The organism is Vibrio sp. TBV020, assembly GCF_046056895.1.
Lineage (GTDB): Bacteria > Pseudomonadota > Gammaproteobacteria > Enterobacterales > Vibrionaceae > Vibrio.
In genome coordinates this window covers 1,239,612-1,263,277 of the sequence record NZ_JBEEAQ010000003.1, presented here as the reverse complement: position 1 = coordinate 1,263,277, position 23,666 = coordinate 1,239,612, and the positions used below count along the sequence as shown (strand labels likewise).

At 43.4% G+C, this 23,666-nt stretch carries 22 protein-coding genes; 13 read left to right on the top strand and 9 right to left on the bottom strand.

Annotation, left to right across the window (positions count from 1 at the left end; all coding sequences use genetic code 11):
• Window positions 1-18 precede the first annotated feature (18 nt).
• On the bottom strand, window positions 19-195 hold the full coding sequence (gene torE / locus AAFX28_RS13750; RefSeq protein WP_408688442.1) for a trimethylamine N-oxide reductase system protein TorE: 177 nt from the start codon (window positions 193-195) through the stop codon (window positions 19-21).
• Between the two features lie 441 nt (window positions 196-636).
• On the opposite strand from torE, the gene AAFX28_RS13745 reads away from it, so the two are divergent.
• Window positions 637-1,425 carry an ABC transporter permease gene (locus tag AAFX28_RS13745; protein WP_408688440.1) on the top strand — a complete coding sequence of 263 codons (789 nt, stop codon included), beginning with the start codon at window positions 637-639 and terminating at the stop codon, window positions 1,423-1,425.
• Window positions 1,426-1,829: 404 nt separating this feature from the next.
• On the opposite strand, the gene focA is transcribed toward AAFX28_RS13745, so the two are convergent.
• Entirely contained in the window at window positions 1,830-2,672 is an 843-nt protein-coding gene (gene focA, locus AAFX28_RS13740; protein WP_408690875.1) for a formate transporter FocA, read from the bottom strand.
• Between the two features lie 498 nt (window positions 2,673-3,170).
• Between focA and AAFX28_RS13735 the strand changes: the two genes are divergently transcribed.
• Window positions 3,171-3,404, top strand: coding sequence for a TIGR02647 family protein (locus AAFX28_RS13735; RefSeq protein WP_408688439.1), 234 nt, complete (start codon window positions 3,171-3,173; stop codon window positions 3,402-3,404).
• A gap of 344 nt (window positions 3,405-3,748) precedes the next feature.
• Here the strand turns inward: AAFX28_RS13735 and AAFX28_RS13730 are convergent, their stop codons facing one another.
• On the bottom strand, window positions 3,749-4,189 hold the full coding sequence (locus tag AAFX28_RS13730) for a PACE efflux transporter (RefSeq protein ID WP_408688437.1): 441 nt from the start codon (window positions 4,187-4,189) through the stop codon (window positions 3,749-3,751).
• A 91-nt stretch (window positions 4,190-4,280) separates the two neighbouring features.
• Here AAFX28_RS13730 and AAFX28_RS13725 point away from each other — a divergent pair, with 91 nt between their 5' ends.
• From AAFX28_RS13725 to AAFX28_RS13715, 3 genes are read left to right on the top strand one after another with little or no spacing between them, the layout of a single operon-like run.
• Window positions 4,281-5,168, top strand: a complete 888-nt coding sequence (locus tag AAFX28_RS13725; protein ID WP_408688436.1) for a LysR family transcriptional regulator — start codon at window positions 4,281-4,283, stop codon at window positions 5,166-5,168.
• A complete protein-coding gene (locus AAFX28_RS13720; protein ID WP_408688435.1) occupies window positions 5,165-5,986 on the top strand; it encodes an NAD(P)H-binding protein in 822 nt (273 codons plus the stop codon). Before AAFX28_RS13725 ends, AAFX28_RS13720 begins: the two co-directional genes overlap by 4 nt.
• A 10-nt stretch (window positions 5,987-5,996) precedes the next feature.
• Window positions 5,997-6,632, top strand: a complete 636-nt coding sequence (locus AAFX28_RS13715) for a YdcF family protein (RefSeq protein ID WP_408688434.1) — start codon at window positions 5,997-5,999, stop codon at window positions 6,630-6,632.
• 81 nt (window positions 6,633-6,713) lie between these two features.
• Here AAFX28_RS13715 and clpA read toward each other — a convergent pair whose 3' ends face one another.
• On the bottom strand, window positions 6,714-8,984 hold the full coding sequence (gene clpA, locus AAFX28_RS13710; protein ID WP_408688433.1) for an ATP-dependent Clp protease ATP-binding subunit ClpA: 2,271 nt from the start codon (window positions 8,982-8,984) through the stop codon (window positions 6,714-6,716).
• 42 nt (window positions 8,985-9,026) lie between these two features.
• The gene (gene clpS, locus AAFX28_RS13705) at window positions 9,027-9,347 is read right to left on the bottom strand and encodes an ATP-dependent Clp protease adapter ClpS (RefSeq protein ID WP_006879492.1); all 321 of its coding nucleotides are present in this window, start codon (window positions 9,345-9,347) and stop codon (window positions 9,027-9,029) included.
• Between the two features lie 462 nt (window positions 9,348-9,809).
• On the opposite strand from clpS, the gene cspD reads away from it, so the two are divergent.
• Window positions 9,810-10,031, top strand: a complete 222-nt coding sequence (gene cspD / locus AAFX28_RS13700) for a cold shock domain-containing protein CspD (RefSeq protein ID WP_408688431.1) — start codon at window positions 9,810-9,812, stop codon at window positions 10,029-10,031.
• A 157-nt stretch (window positions 10,032-10,188) separates the two neighbouring features.
• Here the strand turns inward: cspD and AAFX28_RS13695 are convergent, their stop codons facing one another.
• Window positions 10,189-12,414 carry an NADP-dependent isocitrate dehydrogenase gene (locus AAFX28_RS13695; RefSeq protein ID WP_408688429.1) on the bottom strand — a complete coding sequence of 742 codons (2,226 nt, stop codon included), beginning with the start codon at window positions 12,412-12,414 and terminating at the stop codon, window positions 10,189-10,191.
• 288 nt (window positions 12,415-12,702) lie between these two features.
• Here AAFX28_RS13695 and AAFX28_RS13690 point away from each other — a divergent pair, with 288 nt between their 5' ends.
• Window positions 12,703-13,395 (top strand): pseudouridine synthase, encoded by a 693-nt coding sequence (locus AAFX28_RS13690; RefSeq protein WP_408688427.1) that lies wholly within the window; start codon window positions 12,703-12,705, stop codon window positions 13,393-13,395.
• A 264-nt stretch (window positions 13,396-13,659) separates the two neighbouring features.
• On the opposite strand, the gene aspS is transcribed toward AAFX28_RS13690, so the two are convergent.
• Window positions 13,660-15,438, bottom strand: a complete 1,779-nt coding sequence (gene aspS / locus AAFX28_RS13685) for an aspartate--tRNA ligase (protein WP_408688426.1) — start codon at window positions 15,436-15,438, stop codon at window positions 13,660-13,662.
• A 275-nt stretch (window positions 15,439-15,713) separates the two neighbouring features.
• Here aspS and AAFX28_RS13680 point away from each other — a divergent pair, with 275 nt between their 5' ends.
• The 6 genes from AAFX28_RS13680 to AAFX28_RS13655 all read left to right on the top strand — a co-directional run bounded on the left by AAFX28_RS13680 (window position 15,714) and on the right by AAFX28_RS13655 (window position 21,995).
• Entirely contained in the window at window positions 15,714-16,595 is an 882-nt protein-coding gene (locus AAFX28_RS13680) for a DUF72 domain-containing protein (RefSeq protein ID WP_408688425.1), read from the top strand.
• Between the two features lie 111 nt (window positions 16,596-16,706).
• Window positions 16,707-17,444 carry a carboxy-S-adenosyl-L-methionine synthase CmoA gene (gene cmoA / locus AAFX28_RS13675; protein ID WP_408688424.1) on the top strand — a complete coding sequence of 246 codons (738 nt, stop codon included), beginning with the start codon at window positions 16,707-16,709 and terminating at the stop codon, window positions 17,442-17,444.
• A gap of 88 nt (window positions 17,445-17,532) precedes the next feature.
• Complete coding sequence (cmoB, locus tag AAFX28_RS13670) at window positions 17,533-18,504, top strand: tRNA 5-methoxyuridine(34)/uridine 5-oxyacetic acid(34) synthase CmoB (protein ID WP_408688423.1); 972 nt, start codon at window positions 17,533-17,535, stop codon at window positions 18,502-18,504.
• Between the two features lie 241 nt (window positions 18,505-18,745).
• Complete coding sequence (locus tag AAFX28_RS13665) at window positions 18,746-19,489, top strand: ATP-dependent zinc protease (RefSeq protein ID WP_408688421.1); 744 nt, start codon at window positions 18,746-18,748, stop codon at window positions 19,487-19,489.
• Between the two features lie 17 nt (window positions 19,490-19,506).
• Window positions 19,507-21,012, top strand: coding sequence for an inactive transglutaminase family protein (locus AAFX28_RS13660; RefSeq protein WP_408688420.1), 1,506 nt, complete (start codon window positions 19,507-19,509; stop codon window positions 21,010-21,012).
• A gap of 2 nt (window positions 21,013-21,014) precedes the next feature.
• A complete protein-coding gene (locus AAFX28_RS13655; RefSeq protein WP_408688419.1) occupies window positions 21,015-21,995 on the top strand; it encodes an alpha-L-glutamate ligase-like protein in 981 nt (326 codons plus the stop codon).
• A gap of 72 nt (window positions 21,996-22,067) precedes the next feature.
• Here AAFX28_RS13655 and AAFX28_RS13650 read toward each other — a convergent pair whose 3' ends face one another.
• Window positions 22,068-22,475 (bottom strand): phosphate ABC transporter substrate-binding protein, encoded by a 408-nt coding sequence (locus AAFX28_RS13650; protein WP_408688418.1) that lies wholly within the window; start codon window positions 22,473-22,475, stop codon window positions 22,068-22,070.
• 10 nt (window positions 22,476-22,485) lie between these two features.
• Window positions 22,486-23,655: a hypothetical protein gene (locus AAFX28_RS13645; protein ID WP_408688416.1), complete on the bottom strand. Its 1,170-nt coding sequence runs from the start codon at window positions 23,653-23,655 to the stop codon at window positions 22,486-22,488.
• Between the last annotated feature and the right edge of the window lie 11 nt (window positions 23,656-23,666).

Genomic DNA, 23,666 nt, shown 5'->3' with positions numbered 1-23,666 from the left:
GGAAATGAGCTCAACGGGTTAACCGTGAACTCCAGGTGGTCCCATAACGAATACTTGCAGCATCCATACTAGGAATCCGTAGCCACCTACGAAAGCCACACTCAGAATTGGGAAGAGAACAACCGCGATGAAGAGGAATGACTTCCACTCCAGAGAGCGTTTTTCACCACTCTCGATTTTGTTAACATCACTCATACATTTGCCTATTTTGTATCTAGTGTTATTTGGTTAGCTCTTATGATTGAGCTAAATTTTCTTCTATCTCTAGATGGAAATGTTAGACCATACTATAAGTAGGGTTCAATCAATTCCGGTCCATCTGCCGTTGTTATTCAACACTTTTTTGAGCTCATCCAGAGTTGTGTTTAATTACATTTTTATGTGTAAATAAACCAAGTTTTGTGAACAAATATGAACAGAAAGATGACACCAAAAAACCATCATTTACCACAACATTGTGACAACAACTGTAACATCTACCACTTTAGAGGCACAGGTTTTACGTGCTAATTCTAGTTGATTTGTAACAAAAATGTTTCTAAAACTAAGGGGATTTTGTCACTTTTTTTGAAATTTGAGCAAGGTGACTCATCGGCAATATTCGGTACAATACACCGATAGTCGTTGGGAGGAACTATGCAAAGCGTCGTCGATATATCTTGGCTCACATTAGCGTTATTTTTCGGTTTACTCGCGATCCCTTTCGCAATTAGCAAGTTTTACCAGCTGCAGATCAGTCGAGAAATTATCATTAGCGTAGGGCGAATGACACTCCAATTACTCTTAGTCGGTGTCTATTTAGAGTACTTATTTACCCTTAATAGCTTGGTTATCAACCTATTGTGGCTTGCATTTATGATGGTGATCGGAGCAAGCGCTATCATTTCAAAAGCCAAGCTGCCAAAAAAACCAATGCTAATACCTGTTGGCACGGGCTTGTTATCTGGCTTATCTCCAGTCCTATTACTCATTACCCTCGTCATTATTCAACCTACCCCTCTTTATAATGCCCAATATTTAATTCCATTAGCTGGGATGCTACTCGGCAATTCCATGAGCGGAAATATAGTCGCTCTACAAAACTTCTTTAATGCTTTAGAGGAAAGAAAAGGAGAGTATGAAGCGGCAATATCACTCGGAGCATCTAAAGAGTACGCGACTTTGCCCTTCGTGCGCGAAGCTATTCAACGTTCTTTGGCTCCGACATTAGCAACCATGACCACCAGCGGGTTGGTGACGTTACCAGGTATGATGACAGGGCAAATACTTGGCGGCGCGAGTCCCATCGTAGCGATTAAATACCAGATCATGATCATGGTGGCGATTTTCGTCATGATGTCGATTTCAATCACCCTTTCTTTAACTCTGACAGTCAAAAGCTGCATCAATAAAGAAGGAAGGATCTTGGTTAGATCCGCCCAATAGACACGATCTTTTCTCTCATGAACAAGGGATTAAAGATCTTATCCACAGATTCTGTGGATAACCGTGGTGATACTTCCCAAACAATTTGCTGCACCGAGCAAGCTCACTGCCTCCACACGAAAATTTCTTTGCATTCATGCGCATATAAATTAATTCGTGAGACGTAATAATAGTGTCATTCTGCTCTCCTATCGTTGCACTTAATGAAAGTACAGTGGAGAACACTTATGTCTATTTCCAAAGATTTCATAGAACTCGGAGAGGCAAGTTGCCCAATACAAGATCTTCATGACTGGTTAATCACTACTCCACCACTGATTTTGCCGACGCTAGAGAATGGCCCTTCGCCGCAAACAAAAAAGACCCACCTAAGTGAGTCTTTTGAGTCGTGTTTATATGTTTAATTAATCGCGTAGATAGATTAACCAATACCACATACCAACAAATAAGCCACCACCAATAATGTTCCCTAACGTGACTGGAATTAAGTTATTGGTGATAAAATCAATCATATTTAGATCGGCGTAATCAGCAATGTTAGCACCGGTCATCTGCCAAAATTCAGCTGGTGCAAAATTCTTGATACCGATTGCCATTGGGACTTGGAACATATTCGCGATACAGTGCTCGAAACCCGCAGACACAAACATTGCCACAGGTAAAATCATTACAGCAATCTTGTCTGTAAGAGTACGGCCGCTGAAGGTCATCCATACAGCAATGCAAACCAAAACATTACACATGACGCCAAGTGCGACTGCAGATAAAAAAGTGTGATGCATTTTATGCTGCGAAATCGCCATCGCATTTAAGCCAACTTGGCCATGATCAAACATGTACTGTTTAGTCAGTAGCATGCAAACGACCAGCAACAAGGCACCGATTAAGTTACCGCCATAAACTACAGCCCAGTTCTTAAATAAACATTTCCACGTAATCTTGCCACTCGCACGCGCAACTAACGTTAACACTGAGCTGGTAAATAGCTCACCGCCAGTCACTACAACTAGGATCAAGCCTAAACTAAATGCTAAACCACCAAGTAGACGAGTAATTCCCCACGGTAAATCACCTGCCCCCGTTGTCACGATTGTGTAGAACACAAATGCAATGCCGATATGGATACCAGCTGATATCGCGAGTAAAAACGACTTAACTGGATCTTTGGTTGCTTTGCCTACGCCAATTTCTGCCGCACGCTCTGCCATTTGAGGAGGAAGTAAAGAGTCAAACTGGTTTAGATTTATCATTACGAAACATTTTGCAACATGTGGATTTGTGGGCGCGGATAATTACGTGAATTGTGATCGAATTCAAGCGTTAATTCCTTGAAATGGACAAAATGTTTTTAATATGAAGGAAACTTTCCTTAATCAAGCCAAGAACTTAGCTAAAATTAAATAAATAGATTTTATAACACCGATTGATTTGATTTACTTTTCAACAACTTAACCAAAACTGTTTCTTTGATTTTTTATCCCACAGGCACTTTAGGCTGATTGTTCATAATAATTCAATTTAATATGCAGTTTTGCTATTAAGACGAATTATAGCTCCCCCATTAGGGTTAATCTCATTAGTCTTTGATTTGAGTCTATTCTCAATGCATTCGCTTACTCAACCACCAAATCATCTCAATCTTTTTAAGAAAGTAAGGGATGGATAACATTTCTCGTTGGATAAAGTTGCTGATTTCCAACATCCTGATTAAGTTGAGATAAGTACTTTCTATGAAGGAATTAAATATGAAACTTACGCCTGAATATATGTCTGAACTTAACCTATTGCTTCAATTTGACATCAGCAGCGCAGCGACGGGTATTAAAGTTCACCATGATGCGACTGAAGAAATGCAGGCGGCCGTCCAGCGTCTTTATGAGAAAGGTCTATGTACTTTACCTGACGGTGGCTATCTGACTGACGAAGGCATCGAAGTTGCGGAACACGCAGATAAAATTTTAAGAGTTCTATCTAGCTAATTCGCTCTTAATCACAACAGAATTTGAGCTTGGTAAACGACCAAGCTCCTATCCTTCTCCTGATTACTACCTTAATCTCTAGGGTCTGTTGACCTTTTGCGGTTAAATTTTGTTCGAGATAAAAGCGTTTTTATCGCGGCGAGAGGTTTGCAGCCTAGTTATTCTAAGCAAGTATCTCTCAACAAAGAGAAAAACGCTTTTAGCCGAACCCTCTGGGCAGCATTTGTAGGCCCTTTCTCCTGCGTTATCGGCTTATCAGGTAGAGCTACTACAACTCAAAGCCTCTGCCTTGCATAAAGAATCTACAAATTGCTGCAAAAATCAGCTCAAATGGTCAACAGACCCTAGTCATTAACACTCGATACTCTTTCGCGTTGAAACCAACGTTGGTATGGCTGTAAACGGTCATAAGCCCAATTGAATGCTGTCGCATAAAAGAAGAAAAAGACTAAGAACCCCGCTTCCAATAGCAACGCTTGCCCAATACTAATTTGCAAAAACCATGCTATCGAAGGAACGGTAATGAAGATCAATCCACCTTCAAAGCCTGCCGTATGCCCAACACGCATTTTTAATGAGCGATTTTCTCTATCATGACCAAACATGCGATCAAACATCAGGTTGTAATAGTAGTTCCAAACCACAGTAAATAGACTCAGTCCAACTCCAACCAACGCAAGGTCGCTCGCACCTTTACCTGTGATAAATGCCGAAGCAGGAACAATCATCGCCAAAGCCAATGCTTCAAATACTACGGCGTGAAATACTCTTTCTTGTGTGTTCATTACAATTTTTCCAATCAATGTCATAGTCGATGTCGTCATTATCATCTACATTTAAGATGCAATATAATTAGATACCATCAGTAAAAGTGATATGTATAGCATCGAACAACTAGAGGCCTTTGTCGCAACCGTGGAGCAAGGCTCTTTTTCCGCCGCAGCACGATCGCTAAACAAAGTGCAATCTGCGATTAGCCAGCACATTATGAATTTGGAAATAGACAGTGGTTTAGAGCTGTTTGACCGTTCATCTCGCTACCCAAAACTCACCTTGAGTGGTACACAGCTTTTACCACACGCGAAGGCGTCACTTCAGCAGCATTATCGGTTAAGGCAGTGCATCGCTCAGATTGCCAGTGATGAATCAACCCAACTAAGCCTAGCGGTTGATGAAGGGATTCCAATGGATAACCTTTCCAGTGTTATCGAACATGTGTCTGAGAAGTTTCCCGGAGTTACCTTTGAATTTCTCTCTGCTTCAAGTGTTGACGTGATTGAGCTTGTTGAGTCACAACGCGCTACAACAGGTGTGATGTTCTCGGAGACCTCTCTGCCTGTGGGGTTAGACTTTGAATCAGTGGGCAGTATTGAATTCGATGTCTATGTTGGTGCAAAACATATATTGGCGCAACAAAGAGCTAATAATGTCGACCAATTGATTTTGCATCGCCAGCTGTTAGTAAGGTCAAAAAACAGTAAAACCAGCAGCTTCCAAAAAGCCTACAGCCCTGACGTTTGGTATGCTGATAACTACTATATGTTAAGAGAGCTGATACAAAAGGGATTTGGTTGGGGCGTGCTACCTAAGCACATTGCGACATATGGCATGGCAAGCAATGACATTGTTCGTGTTCCTGTAGAATTTGAGAACTTAAACTGGAATGCCAACGTGGATATTATCCAGCATCCTGCTTTTAGTTCACACCCAATCCATGCTTATTTACGCTCAGAATTAAGACAACTATTAGGAAAACCGTTGTGAAGCAGATATCTATTATCGGCGGTGGTTGGCTTGGACAACCGCTCGCCCACTATCTTGAAACTCTTGGTCATAAAGTATCAGTCAGTCGCACATCTGCCGAAGGTGTCGAGCAACTCGCACAAAATCACCTACAAGGCTTTGAGTTTAATTTAAGTAACGAAATCTCAGAGCTCACAGCAAGCCTAAAAGCCAATACTCCAGATATTGTCATCGGCTGCTTTCCACCAGGATTTAGAAAAGGCCAAGGCGATGAATACGCACACCATTGGAGCAAACTGGTGCAAATATGCCAGCAGTCCAATGTATCCCGCGTGGTGATGGTGAGCTCAACAACGGTTTACCCAAATACCGCCCAAAATATGGTAGAAGATAATGCGAGCCTAGCTCTGGCTTCTAGAAACGACGCCTTTACAGATAACGCAAAAATCATGCTTCAAGCTGAACAGTATCTTATTGATTCAGGGCTAAGCTATGCGATCGTACGTTGCAGCGGATTAATCGGCCCAGAGCGACACCCTAGCCGCTTTACATCAAAACTAAAGCAAGTCAGCAACCAAGCTCCAGCCAATATATTACATCTGCATGACGCAATTGGCGCCGTAAGCTTTGTCTCGTTGAACAACGATAATCTAGTTGTAAACGCAACGACGCCGAATACGGTAAGCAAAGCCGAGTTTTATCAAGCCGCTCTTGATAACTCCGATAGTAACGAGTCGCTTCCACCTGTTACTGACACTCCGGACAAACGCATTATTGCTGACAAGTTATTGAGTTTAGGCTATCGCTTTCACTTCCAACACACTCTCGAAATGCTTTAAGGGGCGTGCTATGGCGAACAAAAAACTCTATCAACATATAGAACACATTTGGGACTACATGCAACTAGACCACCCGCTGAAGAAAGCCGACTGTATCTTTGTTCTTGGCAGTAATGACTTACGTGTCGCAGAATATGCAGCAACGCTATATTTGGAAGGTTGGGCTGAAATGTTGATCTTCTCTGGTGGCGTTGGGCGGTTAACCAAAGACACGTTCGAATCCAGTGAGGCCGAAACATTCGCCGCGATAGCTAAGGGAATGGGTGTACCCCATGATGCTATCATCATAGAGCCTGAAGCAACAAACACTGGTCAAAATGTCCAATTCACTCATCAATTGCTCAAACAAAAGAACATCGAAGTTAACTCATTCATTTTAGTGCAAAAACCTTATATGGAAAGACGCACCTTAGCGACATTCGAAAAACAGTGGCCAAGCCCTTACGAATCAGTCTCTGTAACGTCTCCCAAAACACGTTTTTGCGATTACTTTAACGATGAGATCGATATTGTCACTACTGTGACTGCAATGCTTGGCGATTTTGAACGAATCAAGAACTATCCTGCTCTCGGTTTTCAAAGTGAACAAGAAATCCCTCAATCCGTCGAGCACTCCTATCAAACACTCAAACCTTACTTTGAGTGAATAAAAGTCTCAACTACTACAAATTAAAGAAACAAAAAAGCCAGAGCATTTGCTCTGGCTTTCTATTAACACTCATGAAGGTTAGTGAATTGCGGCTTCTTTCTCACTAAGGTATTCAAATTTCAGCTCATCATCTTTCAGATTCACTTTCACTGTACCGCCATCAACCAATGAACCAAACAGTAGCTCGTTGGCTAAAGGTTTCTTAAGCTGATCTTGGATAACTCGTCCCATTGGTCGAGCGCCCATTGCTTTATCGTAACCTTTCAGTGCAAGCCAGTGACGAGCATCATCTGAAACTTCAAGTGACACACCGCGTGCGTCTAACTGAGCTTGTAGCTCGACAATAAACTTATCAACCACTTGATGAATCACATGCTCATCTAAGCTGTTGAACCAAATAATATTGTCTAGACGGTTGCGGAACTCAGGTGTAAACACTTTCTTGATCACTGACATCGCATCGTGGCTATGATCTTGTTGGATCAGGCCGATCGATTTCTTCTCAGTCTCCTGAACACCCGCGTTTGTCGTCATCACAAGGATCACGTTACGGAAATCCGCTTTACGACCATTGTTATCCGTTAGCGTACCGTTATCCATTACCTGTAGTAGCAAGTTAAAGATATCTGGGTGTGCTTTCTCAATCTCATCAAGTAGAACAACTGAATGAGGATGCTTGATCACTGCATCAGTCAATAGACCGCCTTGATCATAACCAACATAACCAGGAGGCGCACCAATCAATCGACTCACTGAGTGACGCTCGCCATACTCAGACATATCAAAGCGAAGAAGTTCAATACCAAGCAGTTTAGAAAGCTGCACTGTCACTTCGGTCTTACCAACACCTGTAGGGCCAGCAAATAGGAATGAACCCACCGGTTTATGATCAGCACCTAGGCCTGCACGAGTCAGTTTAATCGCCTCACTCAGTACATCAATCGCATCATCTTGACCAAATACTAGCATCTTCATCTTATCATCAAGATTCTGAAGAATTTCTTTGTCAGAAGAAGAGACTGATTTCTCAGGGATACGTGCCATCTTAGCAACCATAGCTTCAATGTCAGCAACACCAACCGTTTTCTTACGACGACTTGCTGGAGCCAGACGATGACGGGCACCCGCTTCGTCAATCACGTCGATAGCCTTATCAGGTAAATGACGCTCATTAATGTATTTCGCAGACAGTTCAACCGCAGCGCGCAAGGCTTTATTGGTATATCTCACTTCATGGTGAGCTTCATATTTAGGTTTAAGACCCATCAAGATCTTGGTTGTGTCATCAAGTGATGGCTCAACCACATCGATTTTTTGGAATCGACGAGACAAAGCACGTTCTTTCTCAAAAATAGAGCTGTACTCTTGATACGTTGTCGAACCAATACAGCGAAGCTTACCGCTACTTAACAACGGTTTAATTAAGTTAGCTGCATCAACTTGACCACCAGATGCTGCACCAGCACCGATAATGGTATGAATTTCATCAATAAATAGAATCGCGTCGTCTTCTTTCTCTAACTGCTTCAGAATTGCTTTGAAGCGTTTTTCAAAGTCACCACGGTACTTAGTACCCGCTAGCAGTGAACCAATGTCGAGAGAGTAAATAACGCTATCAGCAATAATATCTGGAACTTGACCTTCCACAATACGCCAAGCAAGACCTTCCGCTATCGCGGTCTTACCAACACCGGCTTCACCAACCAATAGTGGGTTGTTCTTACGACGGCGACACAGAACTTGAATAGTACGTTCTAGCTCTTTATCACGACCAATCAGTGGGTCAATCTGACCTTGTTTTGCGATTTGATTAAGGTTAGTTGCGAAACTTTCTAAGCGATCTTCAGAACTGTTTTCTTCAACGTTTTCATTACCAAATGAGCTAGAGGAAGAAGATTCATCTTCTGAACCTGACGCTTTGGTAATGCCATGAGAAATGAAGTTCACAATATCTAAGCGGCTTATATCGTTTTTCTTTAGAAGGTAAGCAGCATGAGATTCTTGCTCGCTAAAAATTGCGACTAATACGTTGGCACCTGTCACTTCACTGCGTCCTGAAGACTGAACATGGAAGACAGCGCGTTGGAGAACACGTTGGAAACTCAACGTTGGTTGCGTTTCACGTGTTTCGTCGTTTTCTGGAATAAGTGGCGTTGTTTGATCGATGAATATATCAAGCTCACTGCGCAAAGCATCAATATCAGCTTGGCAGGCCTGAAGGGCTTCTCTTGCAGCATCGTTTTCAAGCAATGCTAACAGGAGGTGCTCGACAGTCATAAACTCATGTCGTTTGTCTCGTGCACGTGCAAAAGCGCCGTTCAGACTCGACTCTAATTCTTTATTCAGCATAAGTACCTCCTTTAAGAACAACTTAGGTTGTTCGAACAAGCATTAGGCTTGTTCCATTGTACAAAGCAAAGGATGCTCATTCTCTTTAGAATACATAGTAACTTGCGCTACCTTGGTCTCAGCAACTTCTGCAGTATATGTGCCACAAATTGCCTTGCCTTCATAATGCACCTGAAGCATCACTTGCGTCGCTTTGTCGATATCCATAGAAAAAAAACGTTCTAGGATTTCAATAACAAAGTCCATTGGGGTGTAGTCATCGTTGTTTAATACAACGTTATACATGGACGGCGGCTTAACTTTAGTTTTCTCTAACTCCAGTAGATCAGAATCTGGAGTAACCCATTCAAAATGTTTGCTCATGACTTTTCGACGTTAATGTTGAACTCTTTTAATTTTACCACTTCATGAAGCGAAAGTTTCGAATTTAGCTCTTACTATTAAGAACAAAATACGACAAAAAGTTTTTGTTCTTACTTAGAGACTAATGCAGCATTTGAGTCGCTGCAAATAAAACATTTCTATCAAACGACGACTTCTATCTAATTGATTAAAAAGAAACCAAATTCCATTCACACAACCAATCAAAGACAGTTAATTCACTACGAGTTAGTAACAAAAATGTAAATCTCAAAAGTGATTTGCTTGCAATTATGTAGACTGTAAGACCTTTTTCCTATTGACTGTCCCACATCATTGGCTACATTGGTCAAATAGTGACTAAGAATTTGGCAGCGGCTGAATGAAAATTCACTTTCTGTTTACAAGGAACTCAATGTAAACACCAAACAACTTCAGTAACAATATGCATGAGGGATGTATAGCATGGCTACAGGTACAGTAAAATGGTTTAACAATGCCAAAGGATTTGGTTTTATCTGTTCAGAAGGGGAAGATGGAGACGTGTTCGCACACTATTCTACGATCCAAATGGATGGGTATCGTACTCTGAAAGCTGGTCAACAAGTAAACTTTGAAGTGGAAGAAGGACCAAAAGGCTACCACGCGAGTTCTGTGGTACCAGTGGAAGCTCAACCAGCAAAATAATCGCTGCCATAATTGATATCAACCTAAATAAGTAAATGCTCACTTTCAATTTCTAGATTCACTTACTTATGCAGATTGGTATAACAAACTCTTTTATATCAGTTGTAAAGATCATAAAAAACCCGCCTCTCGGCGGGTTTGTTTTTATCAAGCTTGATTAACCATTGATGATAGCGTTTAACGTAACGCTTGGACGCATTAATGGAGACGCTTTCTCAAACACTGGCGCATAGTAACCGCCCAGCTCGCCAACAACACCTTGTGCATCGTTTAGTTCAGCAACAATCTTCTCTTCATTTGAAGTCAGTGCTTCTGCGATTGGAGCAAACTCTGCCGCTAGCTCAGCGTCAGCAGTTTGTGTCGCAAGTGCTTGTGCCCAGTATGTCGCAAGGTAGTAGTGGCTACCACGGTTGTCTAGTTCACCAACACGACGTGATGGCGACTTGTTGTTGTCTAGGAAATCACCAGTTGCTTTATCTAGCGCATCTGCAAGTACTTGTGCTTTAGCATTACCAGCAACGGTACTTAGATGCTCTAGAGACGCAGCTAGTGCTAGGAATTCGCCTAAAGAGTCCCAACGCAAGTGGTTCTCTTTCTCTACCTGTTGAACGTGCTTAGGAGCAGAACCACCAGCACCTGTTTCAAATAGACCACCACCGTTCATTAGAGGAACGATCGAAAGCATCTTCGCCGATGTACCTAGCTCTAGGATTGGGAACAAGTCAGTTAGGTAGTCACGTAGTACGTTACCTGTTACTGAGATAGTGTCTTGGCCTTCTTTGATGCGAACTAGAGAGAACTGACACGCTTCAAGCGGAGCAAGAATCTTGATTTCTAGGCCAGAAGTATCATGTTGTGGTAGATATGCGTTTACTTTCTTAATTAGTTGAGCATCGTGTGCACGGTTCTCATCTAACCAGAATACCGCTGGAACACCTGTTGCACGTGCACGTGTTACTGCAAGCTTAACCCAGTCTTGGATTGGCGCATCTTTCACCTGACACATACGGAAGATATCGCCTTCCTCTACAGATTGCTCTAGTAATACCGCGCCTGATGCATCAACAACACGCACTGTACCAGCCGCATCTAGGATGAATGTCTTATCGTGTGAACCGTACTCTTCCGCTTTCTGAGCCATTAGGCCCACGTTTGGCACGCTACCCATTGTAGTTGGGTTGAATGCGCCGTTCTCTTTACAGAAGTCGATAACCGCTTGGTAGATACCTGCGTAGCTACGATCTGGGATCATCGCTTTAGTATCTTTCTGTTTACCATCTGGACCCCACATTTGGCCTGATGAACGCAGCATTGCTGGCATAGATGCGTCAACGATGATGTCACTTGGCACGTGAAGGTTTGTGATACCGCGGTCAGAATCAACCATCGCTAGTGGAGGCTGAGTTTCGTAAACAGCTTGTAGCGCTGCTTCGATTTCTTCTTTTTGAGCTGCTGGTAGCCCTTGGATCTTCGCGTAAACATCACCGATACCGTTGTTTACGTCAACGCCAAGCTTCTCGAATACGTCACCGTATTTAGCAAATACGTCTTTGTAGTAAACCTTAACCGCATGACCAAAGATCACAGGGTCAGAAACCTTCATCATTGTCGCCTTCATGTGAAGTGACAATAGAACATCTTGTTCTTTCGCTTCAGCAATTTGTGCTTCAAAGAATTCTACCAGCGCTTTTTTGTTCATTACTGAACAATCGATGATTTCTTTATCTTGTAGCGGGAATGAACCTTTAAGCTCTTTTACTGCACCGTCAGCGCCAACAAACTCGATTTTAACGTCAGTTGCACCTTCTACAGTGTGTGATTTTTCACTACCAAAGAAGTCATTACCAGTCATGCTAGAAACGTGTGATTTCGAATCTGCTGACCATGCGCCCATTGAATGAGGGTTTTTCTTCGCGTAGTTCTTAACAGATAGAGGAGCACGACGGTCAGAGTTACCTTCACGTAGAACTGGGTTAACCGCACTACCTTTGATTTTGTCGTAAGTCGCTTTGATCGCTTCTTCTTCGTAAGTGCTTGGCTCTTCTGGGTAGTTCGGTAAGTTAAAGCCTTTAGCTTGTAGTTCAGCAATCGCTGCTTTTAGCTGCGGGATAGATGCCGAGATGTTTGGTAGCTTGATAATGTTAGCTTCAGGTGTTTTCGCCAATTCACCTAGCTCTGCAAGTGCGTCACCAATACGTTGCTCGTCAGTTAAGTGCTCTGGGAAGTTAGCAATAATACGCCCAGCTAGAGAGATATCACGAGTGTCAACATTGATGCCTGAAGAAGCAGTAAACGACTGAATAATCGGCAGTAGTGAATATGTCGCTAGAGCAGGTGCTTCATCAGTAATAGTGTAAATAATTGTAGGTTTTTCTGTAGGCATGAAATTTCCCTATTGTTCTAACCGGACCGCTATAAATGTGGTCCTGTGTGTGTGAACGCGAACAAGTTATGAATAATCCCCTCACTTGTTGCGATTTGTCCGTCTCTTTTGTTTTCGTCGTTTGATACGACATCCTTGAGAGCGATTAGTTATAATTAAACAAAAACGCGATAATAGTCTATTATCTTGTTCAACAATCCTGTTTTTGGGCGCGCAAATGATAGCCCATAGCGGATAGTTTAGATACTTTTACCCACACTTTATTTACATTTTTGCAAGGTAGTTAACATGTCACCACGCTCACGCCGTGACTCATCCTCATCGCCATCAAAAAAGCAACCATCGGGTTTTAAACGTAAAAACAATCAAAAAAGTTTTAGTTCCTCTTCTTCCCGTCAGCGCCGCAAGCCTATAAAAAACAAGCCAAAAGTCGCACCAGAAGATCGCAAGGTTGTGGTATTTAATAAGCCATTTGACACCTTAAGCCAATTTACTGATGGGGATGGACGAAAAACACTTGCTGACTACATTCCAGTTAAAGATATCTATGCTGCCGGTAGGCTGGACAGGGACAGTGAAGGGCTGATGGTGCTAACAAACGATGGCATCTTGCAAGCTCGTTTAACACAACCAAGCTCTAAATCACCAAAAACGTATTGGGTACAGGTTGATGGAGCGCCAAGCGAAGACGATCTGGACAAACTGCGCAAAGGCGTTGAGTTAAAAGATGGAATGACATTACCTGCACAAGTAGAAGTGATGTCAGAACCAAGCGTATGGGAGCGTAATCCACCCGTTCGTTTTCGTGCGAATATTCCAACAACATGGCTAGCCATCACTATTATTGAAGGGCGCAACCGCCAAGTACGTCGTATGACGGCGAATATTGGCTTCCCTACTCTGCGTTTGATCCGCTATTCGATGGGTGATGTGACGCTAGGAGATTTGCAGCCAGGTGAGTGGAAAGAGATAGAACTTTAATTTTTATAGATGAGTGACAAGGCATGAGATTCCTTACTCCCTCATTCTTCGGTCTAAGGAATGACGTTATACAATGTGGGTTTCCAAGTACAAAAACGGCGCTTCAATCGAAGCGCCGTTTTATTTAATAAATTCATATACTCAAAATAATTGGAGTTTCAGCTAGGCAACAAGTAAGTTCATCCCTATGCGCATAGGTATTCTATGTAATTAGGGTGAACTTACGCAGTTAACAACGCTGAAACTTCAAGTATGAAGAGTAGATTACTCTTCTTCTTTCTTCTCTGCAGCCTTAACCGCAATCGCTAGTTCTTCAAGCGAAGCTGGGTTAGCTAGGCTTGGAGCGTCTGTTAGTAGACAAGAAGCGTTCGTTGTTTTCGGGAACGCAATCACGTCACGAATGTTCTCTGTACCACAAAGTAGCATTACTAGACGGTCAAGACCGAATGCTAGACCTGCGTGCGGTGGAGTACCGAACTTAAGCGCGTCTAATAGGAAACCAAACTTAGCTTGTTGCTCGTCAGCTTCGATACCTAGGATATCAAATACTGCTGATTGCATTTCAGCATTGTGAATACGTACAGAACCGCCACCAACTTCATAGCCGTTTAGAACCATGTCGTATGCGTTAGAGTTAGCAGCTGCTGGGTTCGCTTTTAGCTCTTCCGCTGTCACACCTAGAGGTGATGTGAATGGGTGGTGCATTGCGTGCAGGTTACCTTCGTCATCTTCTTCGAACATTGGGAAGTCAACAACCCATAGCGGAGCCCATGCTGATTCGTCAGTTAGCTCTAGGTCTGTACCTAGTTTCAGACGTAGTGCGCCCATTGCTTCAGAAACTGTGTTCGCTTTGTCTGCGCCGAATAGGATGATATCGCCAGTCTCAGCGCCAGTGCGCTCAAGAATGCCGTTGATCACTTCTTCGTTTAGGAACTTAGCAACTGGAGATTGGATGCCTTCCATGCCTGCTGTACGGTCGTTCACCTTCATCCAAGCTAGACCTTTCGCACCGTAGATACCAACAAACTCACCGTAGCTGTCAATCTGTTTACGAGTTAGCTTAGCACCACCTGGTACGCGAATTACTGCAACACGACCTTTCTCGTCGTTAGCAGGGCCAGAGAATACTTTGAACTCAACGTCTTTAACTAGATCAGCAACGTCTACTAATTCTAGAGGGTTACGTAGGTCTGGTTTGTCAGAACCGAAACGACGCATCGCTTCAGAGAATGGCATGATTGGGAACTCACCTAGATCAACGTCTAGAAGCTCTTGCCACATGTTACGAACCATCTTCTCAGTTGTTGCACGTACTTCTTCAGCGCTCATGAACGATGTTTCGATATCGATTTGAGTGAATTCTGGCTGACGGTCAGCACGCAAGTCTTCATCACGGAAACACTTAACGATTTGGTAGTAACGGTCAAAACCAGACATCATTAACAGCTGTTTGAATAGCTGTGGAGACTGAGGAAGTGCGTAGAACGAACCTTTGTGAACACGGCTAGGTACTAGGTAGTCACGTGCGCCTTCTGGTGTTGCTTTCGTTAGTACTGGCGTTTCGATGTCTAGGAAGCCGTTGTCATCTAGGAAACGACGAACAAAGCTAGATGCTTTAGCACGTAGTTTAATACGATCGCTCATTTCTGGACGACGTAGGTCTAGGTAACGGTACTTTAGGCGCTGCTCTTCAGAGTTCTTTTGGTTGAAGTCTAGTGGCAGAACGTCAGCACGGTTGATGATTTCAAGACCTTTAGCAATGATCTCAACTTCACCCGTTGCCATGTCTTTATTTACTTGGCTGTCTGGACGAACGCGTACTTCACCCGTTAGTTTGATACAGAATTCATTACGAAGTTGGTTAGCAACTTCGTACGCATCAGCCATATCTGGGTCTACAACTACCTGAACGATACCTTCACGATCTCGCATATCGATGAAAATAAGACCGCCCAAATCACGACGACGGTTAACCCAGCCGCAAAGTTCTACAGTTTGTCCTGCAAGGGACTTGTTCAGGTGACCACAGTAATGGGTACGCATAATGAATTTCCCAATCTCTTAAAATTTGTTGATTACTATCTATCGGTGTACATTTATCGATAGAGCAAAGTTCCATTTATACGCTGAAAGTCAGATGAAATCGACTACCCAGCGTACAATTTATTGCGATTTATTATCTATTGATGCTTTTTAAACCAACAAAGGCGTAAAAGTGCACCAATAGCAAAAAAATTGGCGATGATTATAGCCCTATAACGGTCTCTTGGGCAAAACTCTCACACGACTCATATGTAGATAAAACCGTAACGACAATTATGCACCTTTATCCAATTCGGCTTGGCCTAACTATGTGGTCAAACAATCAGTGGCAACAAAGCTTTTATGGCCGAGGCACTCAAGCTGGCCAAAGACTCGAAAAGTACGCCAGTGTCTTTCACACCGTTGAAGGTAATACCACCTTTTATGCAACGCCAAGTGTCACAACAGTTAGGAACTGGCATGCTGCCACACATGATGACTTTCGCTTTACATTTAAATTGCCGCAAAACATTACTCATCAACAAATGTTGCAAGGCTGCCAAAGTGAGCTGAAAAGTTTTATGGCCATTATGGAACCGCTGCATGAACGGATCGGTCAATGGACAATTCAATTGCCGGCAGCATTTGGTCCGGAGCATCTAGAAAGACTCAAAATGTTTTGCGCCCTTTTCCCACCTAACTATCCAATCGGCGTTGAAGTCCGTCACCCCGCTTTCTTTGCTAAAGGTGACGAAGAAAAGGCTCTGAATCATTGGCTAGTAGAACAAGGTTATGACCGAATCATTATGGATAGCCGCCCGGTTTTTTCTGAGCAGCTCACCCGCTCTCATCCACATTATGAGTCATTACTCGACGCTCAGCAGAAAAAACCTAAAGTGCCGGTGCATGCGATTGCAACTGGGCAGCACCCTATGATTCGCTTTATTGGTCATCCTGAGGGAGAGCTCAACCAGCAATTTTTTACCCCTTGGCTATCAAAGTTGTCACAATGGATAAATGAAGGGAAACAACCCTATCTAATGATCCACACTTCAGACAACCTCATTGCTCCAGAGTTGGCGGCAAAACTTTACGCTCAACTTCAATTACACGTCAAATTACCTAACTTATCTGAATTTCCTGGCACTGGTGGCAACGCTCAAATACAGATGTTTTAAGTGATTAACCTACAAGGCATGACATAGCATCGAATTTCTCATAAAATACGCCCCCTTTTGTGGCGGATACTATGGTTACCCCACACCTTGTTAGTTTATGAGAACAGAGTTATGAACCCAAAGAGCAATCCAGATACCATGTTTTCGGCTCCAATCGATAAAATTGGGGATTTCACCTTTGACGAACGTGTCGCGGAAGTCTTTCCGGACATGATTCAACGCTCTGTTCCTGGTTATAGCAACATCATCTCTGCAATCGGCATGTTAGCAGAGCGATTCGTTAAGCCACATTCGAATGTTTATGACTTAGGTTGTTCATTAGGCGCAGCAACTCTTTCTATGCGTCGTCATATTCAACAAGAAGGCTGTCAAATTATCGCGGTAGATAATTCCTCTGCAATGGTTGAGCGCTGTAAGCTGCACGTGAACGCGTATCGCAGTGACACACCAGTTGATGTTGTTGAAGCTGATATTCGTGACATTGATATCGACAACGCTTCGGTTGTGGTGCTTAACTTCACTTTGCAGTTCTTGTCTCCGGAAGATCGTTACACACTGCTAGAAAAGATCTATGCAGGGCTTCGTCCAGGCGGAATTCTTATTCTTTCTGAGAAGTTTGTTTTCGAAGACCAAGCCTCGAACGAGCTATTGATTGATCTTCACCATGACTTTAAGCGAGCAAACGGCTACAGCGAACTGGAAATAAGCCAAAAGCGCAGTGCTATCGAGAATGTGATGCGTCCAGACTCAAAGAAAGAACACAAAGAGCGCTTTGCTAAAATTGGCTTCAGTAGCTACGACGTCTGGTTCCAGTGTTTTAATTTCGGTTCAATGTTTGCGATAAAATAGCAAAACGCAAACACAACTTGCTCTCATTAGAACGTCATCCTCAATAATGACAAACTTGACTTTTACACCACAAAATCAGTGAAAAACTATGTTTAACTTTGCCAATTTTTATCAGTTAATTGCCTCAGACACTCGTCTTCAACCTTGGCTAAATGTGCTACCTCAGCAGCTTACAGATTGGCAAAACGCTGAACATGGTGACTTTGGCCGTTGGCTAAAAGCGCTCAACAAGATTCCAGAAGGCCACCCTGATCAGGTTGATATTAAAAATGCCGTGATGCTGGCTAACGATACGCCTTTTCATACTGGCGAATTAAAGAAGCTAGAGAATCTATTACGTACTTTCCACCCTTGGCGAAAAGGCCCATATACGGTTCACGGTATTCATATTGATACGGAGTGGCGCAGCGACTGGAAATGGGATCGAGTACTTCCGCATATTTCACCATTAAAGAACCGCAGCGTTCTAGATGTAGGCTGTGGTAATGGCTACCACATGTGGCGCATGCTAGGTGAAGGTGCTCGTCTTACTGTCGGTATTGACCCTTCACATTTATTCTTGATTCAGTTTGAAGCAATTCGCAAGTTGATGGGCGGCGATCAGCGTGCCCACTTATTGCCTTTAGGTATTGAGCAGCTACCAAAACTAGAAGCATTTGACACAGTATTCAGCATGGGTGTGCTTTACCATCGAGTATCACCACTTGAGCACCTAATACAGCTCAAGAATCAATTAGTCTCTGGTGGCGAACTAGTCTTAGAAACATTGGTAATTGAGGGTGATGAAACATCCGTTCTTGTTCCAGTGGATCGTTATGCACAAATGCGTAATGTTTACTTCTTCCCATCGGCGCTTGCATTAAAAGTTTGGTTGGAAAATGTCGGCTTTGAAAATGTTCGAATTGTTGATGAAAACGTTACGTCAACGGATGAGCAGCGCACGACCGATTGGATGACTCATAACTCATTGCCGGATTACCTAGACCCTAACGACCCGTCGAAAACAGTAGAAGGCCACCCTGCTCCACGTCGTGCAGTATTGGTCGCGACGAAGCCATAGGTTAGGTAACAGTTGAAAACAGACGAATTGACAAAGAGTTAACCCAACAATCGCATCAAGTCGTTTCTCTTAACTTTAATCCCCAATACAATGATAAGGATGCTGTGCATCCTTATTTTTTTCGTATAGATCCCGTTCCTCATTTTTTGAGAGCTTAGGCTGCGCTGCTACTTGTTTACAGCGAAATTTATACGCTAAACTTGTTATTTATCTTTTATTTAAACTACATTCAGGTTTATCAATGTTGAAAAGATTGACCCCTATTATGGCGATACTTGTACTTTCTGGCTGTACCCTTACCAACAGTACTCAATATCACCAAGAAACCTTAGCGGCAATTCAAGCCTCAGAAGCAAATCTAACCAATCAATATGTAAACCTAAATTTGCAGCTGAGCAATCAATCTGATTATATCGAAAGCCTTGAAAATCAAGTGCATGACCTTGAAGATCAGCTTATAGCTTTCAAAGCAGAAGCAATGGAAGAAGTTCGTAAAAAACCTGATCCAGTTGTCATTCCTGCTCCTGCACCTATAGCTCCAACTCCCACTCACGGAGTGGTTTTAGGCGAAGTCGAATCGGTCACGATCGATTCCATTAAACAATCATTCGATGCGCGGGTCGATACTGGCGCGGCAACGTCTTCACTCAATGCTGTCGACATTGAACAATTTGAGCGCAATGGAAAAAACTGGGTTCGATTCCATCTTTCAGACGGTGGGAAAGAGCTCAATGACACAAACTGGATAGAAGCACCTATCGTTCGATTTGTGAAGATCCGTCAGTCCACGAACGACGAAGTCGAAAGACGTGCAGTCGTAGAGTTGTGGGTCAGACTCGGAAAAATTCATGAAAAAGCGCAATTTACATTGGCAGACCGCTCTCAAATGAGTCATCCTGTCCTTTTAGGCCGCGAATTTATCAGAGATATCGCAGTGGTTGATGTAAGTAAAAAATACATTCACACGGAAGTTCCACAAAAATAATAAGGTATCGTAAGCTTATGACGTCAAAAATCCCGTTTTACATATCAGTCGCGCTGATCATCGTCGCTGGTATTGTCTTAAGTATCTTTCGTCACCAAAACTATGGCGTACCCTGGACACCGGGCGAAACTAGCCAAGTTTGGGATATTGAAGCTCGCATAGAGTTCAACGGGCAAAACGAACCCGTTAAAGCCTCGCTAGCAGCACCTCATACCCAAAGTGGTTTTACGCTTATTAATGAGTCATCATCTTCTCCAGGTTACGGCGTTTCATACGTCAACACCGACTCTGGCCGCCGTGCCGAATGGTCAGTTCGTCAAGCGACTGGCCCACAAACGATCTATTACAAAGTTCAGTTTCTTGTCGACCCTCAAGCGAATGTCGAGCCAATCGCACCAAGTGACGACATAACTCCACCGACTTTCGATGGCCCAGCAGAAGCCGCTGCCATTGCATTAATCGAGCGTGCAAATCAACGTTCCGCTGATGACATCACTTTCACTCGTGAATTGATCAAATCGCTAAATGATGGTGATAGCCAAAATGCATCACTACTACTCAATCACCTATCTAAGGTTGAATCTGTAGACAAGATCTTGGCTTACGCAAAGATTCCTAGCAAAGTAGTCGGTGTTATTGAGTTGGAAGATGGCCGTCGCCGCCAAGCAATTCAGCATATGAACCAAGTGTGGGATGGCAAGAATTGGGTTTTATTCAATCCAAACGATCCTAACCAAGTCATCAAAGAGAACATATTAGTTTGGGATGAATCGAACGTTTCCCTACTGGATTTAGTGGGCGGTAACAACAGTCAAGTCCACTTCTCAATGATTGCTCAAGAAGTTTCTCCTGCTCAAGCAACTAAGCAAAAAGTAGAAGCAGATGGCCTACTCAACTTCTCAATCCACAGCCTTCCATTAGAAGAGCAGGCAATGTTTAAAACCATTATGTTGATTCCGATTGGTGCACTTATCGTAGTGTTCCTTCGTGTCATCATAGGTCTAAAGACATCAGGTACATTCATGCCAGTTCTAATCGCTGTTGCCTTCGTGCAAACGCAGCTAGTGACAGGTATCGTCGGATTCTTGTTGATTGTCGGCACGGGTCTGGTGATTCGAAGCTATCTATCCAAACTCAACTTACTCCTAGTCGCTCGAATATCAGCGGTGATCATTACGGTAATTATGATTATCTCCGTATTTACTGTTGTCGCATTTAAGATTGGTTTGACGGAAGGTCTATCAATCACTTTCTTCCCGATGATCATTCTTTCTTGGACGATTGAGCGTATGTCGATTCTTTGGGAAGAAGAAGGGGCAAAAGAGGTGGTTCTGCAAGGTGGTGGTTCACTACTGACTGCAGTAATGGTTTATCTGGCAATGACAAACCCATACATCCAGCACCTAACGTTCAACTTTATAGGCCTACAGCTAATCGTACTAGGCGGTATTCTACTACTTGGTACTTACACTGGTTACCGTTTAACAGAGCTTCGTCGCTTTAAACCATTAGCGGAGGACTAAACATGTTTTCACGTTTTACCTCTCAGTTTACGTCGCCGGGTAAGCTCCGCCATAAAGGCATTATGGGCATGAACCAGCGCAACCATAGCTACATTGGGCGATACAATGACCGCTCAAAGTACCCGTTGGTTGATGACAAGCTCAAGACGAAAATTATCGCACAGCAGCACGGTGCAACAACACCTGAGTTGATTGGCAAGATCAGTAACCAAGCTGAAGTTAGAACCATCCACAAGATGGTTGAAAACTGGCCGGGTTTCGTTATCAAACCCGCTCAAGGGAGTGGTGGTAAGGGTATCTTGGTTATTACTTCCCATAAAGATGGGGTGTACACCAAGCCGTCTGGCGCAACCATCAACAAAGAGGATGTCGAACGCCACATCAGTAATGCACTGGCGGGTCTATTTTCTCTTGGTGGTAAAAATGATGTAGCGATCGTCGAAAATCTCATTAAGTTTGATGATTGTTTTGAAGGCTTCAGTTATGAAGGGGTACCTGATGTACGTATCATCGTATTTAAAGGCTACCCTGTGATGGCAATGATGCGCTGTTCAACGGCTGCATCTGACGGCAAAGCAAACCTTCACCAAGGTGCTGTTGGTGTTGGGATCGACATCGCAACAGGTAAAGCTATACGTGCTGTACAGTTTGACCAACCGATTACTCATCATCCTGACACTGGTAAGGACCTCTCTACCCTACAAGTACCACATTGGGAGCGCTTACTTGTACTTGCTTCAAGCGCTTGGGAAATGACTGGTTTGGGCTACATGGGTACCGACATGGTACTCGATAGAGATGAAGGTCCAATGGTTCTTGAGCTAAATGCTCGTCCTGGTCTAGCGATTCAAATTGCTAATGGTGCGGGCCTATTACCAAGACTTCACCATATTGAAAGTTTAGGAATGCCTGCTGAATATCCAAAACCTGCAGAACGTGTCGAATACGCTGCCAAGCAGTTTGGTACCGTAGCGCAATTCTAACCATTTAGCTGCTAACGAAATAAAAAGCCCCAGCGATTAAATGCTGGGGCTTTTTTTAGGTTTTATACACGATTACAGTTTTAGTAGCACCTTTACACTGCTGTCTACCAGACTTTCGTCAATGTAACCTATCGTGTTTGAACTGCTAGCAATTCGCGCCTTAAGTTGAGCTGGTGTATCTGAAGCAGGAGGTGGCGTCCCTTTGCCTGTGAATAGCTTCTTCGACCAATACGACTCTAGTTGAGCGAGCGACTTTTTAGTCACAGATTGGTGAAACTCTGCTTTTTCAGCGTTGCTATCCGTTAACTCTAGCACCGCAAGATTACCACCGTTGTATTTCGTTTTTTTCCCTAAGTAAGCTTTCTTAGCATCAGACGCAGTTAAGCCATCAGGTAACGATGGGGAGCCAATAACGACAAGCCCAGCTGCTGCGTTAAACGAAATCAATAAACCTAGTGCAGTTGTGATCATTCCTTTCATCTGCGCTCTCCTAAAACGTTGCATCAAGTTTAACGGTGTAGATAAGGCTGTCATCGTAGCTAAATTTGCCTTGTGCAGGGATATAGCTGTTGGTGCTAAGGCCACCATTTGAACCATCAAACTTATTCGCGTATGTGACATCACCCTTTAATGCTAAACCAGGCTGGATATCCCAGCGAGCGCCTAGACTGTATGAAGTACGTTGATAGGACAGCGCAAGAGTTTCAATTACGTTGCGATCTTCATCATCAATAGTTTCAACTCGCGCTAGTGAAATGTAAGGCATCACACTCGCAATGTTGTAACCTGCTGTAATATAACCAGCTTGGGTATCAGCAAAGTAACCGTCAACAATCGTCCGTGTTGCTTCTCCCATTAATAGCCAATCGCCGTCTTCATAGCGAACCCCAAAGCTCGAGTAACTACCTGACTCTGAGTCAATATCCTGAAGTGGACTAGTTGCTGGGAAGGTAACATCCTCTACTTTAGCAATAGTGTAGCTACCACGTACTGTCCAATAATCGTCAGACCAAGTCGCCACAGCACCCCAAATGTCTTCAACGCTACCAGAACCACCCAACTCACTTTGCCCAGTCATCTCTTCTGAGCCAGTAAATAGCTGTACGCCCAAATATGAGTCTTCCAGTTCAAACTCATAGTTTGCATCCACACCAGTGAATGAGGTAATTGGCACACGACCGTAAACTTCTTCTGGACTACGAGCCCAAGGCTGCGCGTAACCTACTTCCAAATACTCAGACAACATGAATAGAGGTAGGCGCAGTAGACCACCACGGACTGTTACGTCGTTGTCAAAGGTGTAACCTAAGAATGCCCAAGTTACGTCTGGGTCCCAGTTTTCTTCACCGCGAGCAACCACCTGTATGGTTGCTTCTAAGTTATCACTAGCTTGGAAAGTGCCTTGTAAACCAAACAAAGAGTCTGATTTAAAATCTCCCGACTTTTCTACACCAGCGAAACCAGCATCGTTGTCTGCACCCGCATAGCTCACCGACCCAAATCCATTAACTCGAATTTTGTCAGTCTCACTTTGTGACGCAACAAGCTCAGAAAGCTGAATAACCTGCTGTTCCAGTTGCGCAATTTTATCCCCGTCAGCAAGCACTGCTTGGCTGAATAATGCGGTAGCAATACCCGCTGCTATAATATTCCTTTTCATATAACATCCAT

Excerpts from the sequence above, each read along its gene's own strand:
- torE (WP_408688442.1), bottom strand. The coding sequence starts at position 195 with ATGAGTGATGTTAACAAAATCGAGAGTGGTGAAAAACGCTCTCTGGAG.
- AAFX28_RS13745 (WP_408688440.1), top strand. The coding sequence starts at position 637 with ATGCAAAGCGTCGTCGATATATCTTGGCTCACATTAGCGTTATTTTTC.
- AAFX28_RS13735 (WP_408688439.1), top strand. The coding sequence starts at position 3,171 with ATGAAACTTACGCCTGAATATATGTCTGAACTTAACCTATTGCTTCAA.
- AAFX28_RS13730 (WP_408688437.1), bottom strand. The coding sequence starts at position 4,189 with ATGAACACACAAGAAAGAGTATTTCACGCCGTAGTATTTGAAGCATTG.
- AAFX28_RS13725 (WP_408688436.1), top strand. The coding sequence starts at position 4,281 with ATGTATAGCATCGAACAACTAGAGGCCTTTGTCGCAACCGTGGAGCAA.
- AAFX28_RS13715 (WP_408688434.1), top strand. The coding sequence starts at position 5,997 with ATGGCGAACAAAAAACTCTATCAACATATAGAACACATTTGGGACTAC.
- clpA (WP_408688433.1), bottom strand. The coding sequence starts at position 8,984 with ATGCTGAATAAAGAATTAGAGTCGAGTCTGAACGGCGCTTTTGCACGT.
- clpS (WP_006879492.1), bottom strand. The coding sequence starts at position 9,347 with ATGAGCAAACATTTTGAATGGGTTACTCCAGATTCTGATCTACTGGAG.
- cspD (WP_408688431.1), top strand. The coding sequence starts at position 9,810 with ATGGCTACAGGTACAGTAAAATGGTTTAACAATGCCAAAGGATTTGGT.
- AAFX28_RS13695 (WP_408688429.1), bottom strand. The coding sequence starts at position 12,414 with ATGCCTACAGAAAAACCTACAATTATTTACACTATTACTGATGAAGCA.
- AAFX28_RS13690 (WP_408688427.1), top strand. The coding sequence starts at position 12,703 with ATGTCACCACGCTCACGCCGTGACTCATCCTCATCGCCATCAAAAAAG.
- aspS (WP_408688426.1), bottom strand. The coding sequence starts at position 15,438 with ATGCGTACCCATTACTGTGGTCACCTGAACAAGTCCCTTGCAGGACAA.
- AAFX28_RS13680 (WP_408688425.1), top strand. The coding sequence starts at position 15,714 with ATGCACCTTTATCCAATTCGGCTTGGCCTAACTATGTGGTCAAACAAT.
- cmoA (WP_408688424.1), top strand. The coding sequence starts at position 16,707 with ATGAACCCAAAGAGCAATCCAGATACCATGTTTTCGGCTCCAATCGAT.
- cmoB (WP_408688423.1), top strand. The coding sequence starts at position 17,533 with ATGTTTAACTTTGCCAATTTTTATCAGTTAATTGCCTCAGACACTCGT.
- AAFX28_RS13665 (WP_408688421.1), top strand. The coding sequence starts at position 18,746 with ATGTTGAAAAGATTGACCCCTATTATGGCGATACTTGTACTTTCTGGC.
- AAFX28_RS13660 (WP_408688420.1), top strand. The coding sequence starts at position 19,507 with ATGACGTCAAAAATCCCGTTTTACATATCAGTCGCGCTGATCATCGTC.
- AAFX28_RS13655 (WP_408688419.1), top strand. The coding sequence starts at position 21,015 with ATGTTTTCACGTTTTACCTCTCAGTTTACGTCGCCGGGTAAGCTCCGC.
- AAFX28_RS13650 (WP_408688418.1), bottom strand. The coding sequence starts at position 22,475 with ATGAAAGGAATGATCACAACTGCACTAGGTTTATTGATTTCGTTTAAC.
- AAFX28_RS13645 (WP_408688416.1), bottom strand. The coding sequence starts at position 23,655 with ATGAAAAGGAATATTATAGCAGCGGGTATTGCTACCGCATTATTCAGC.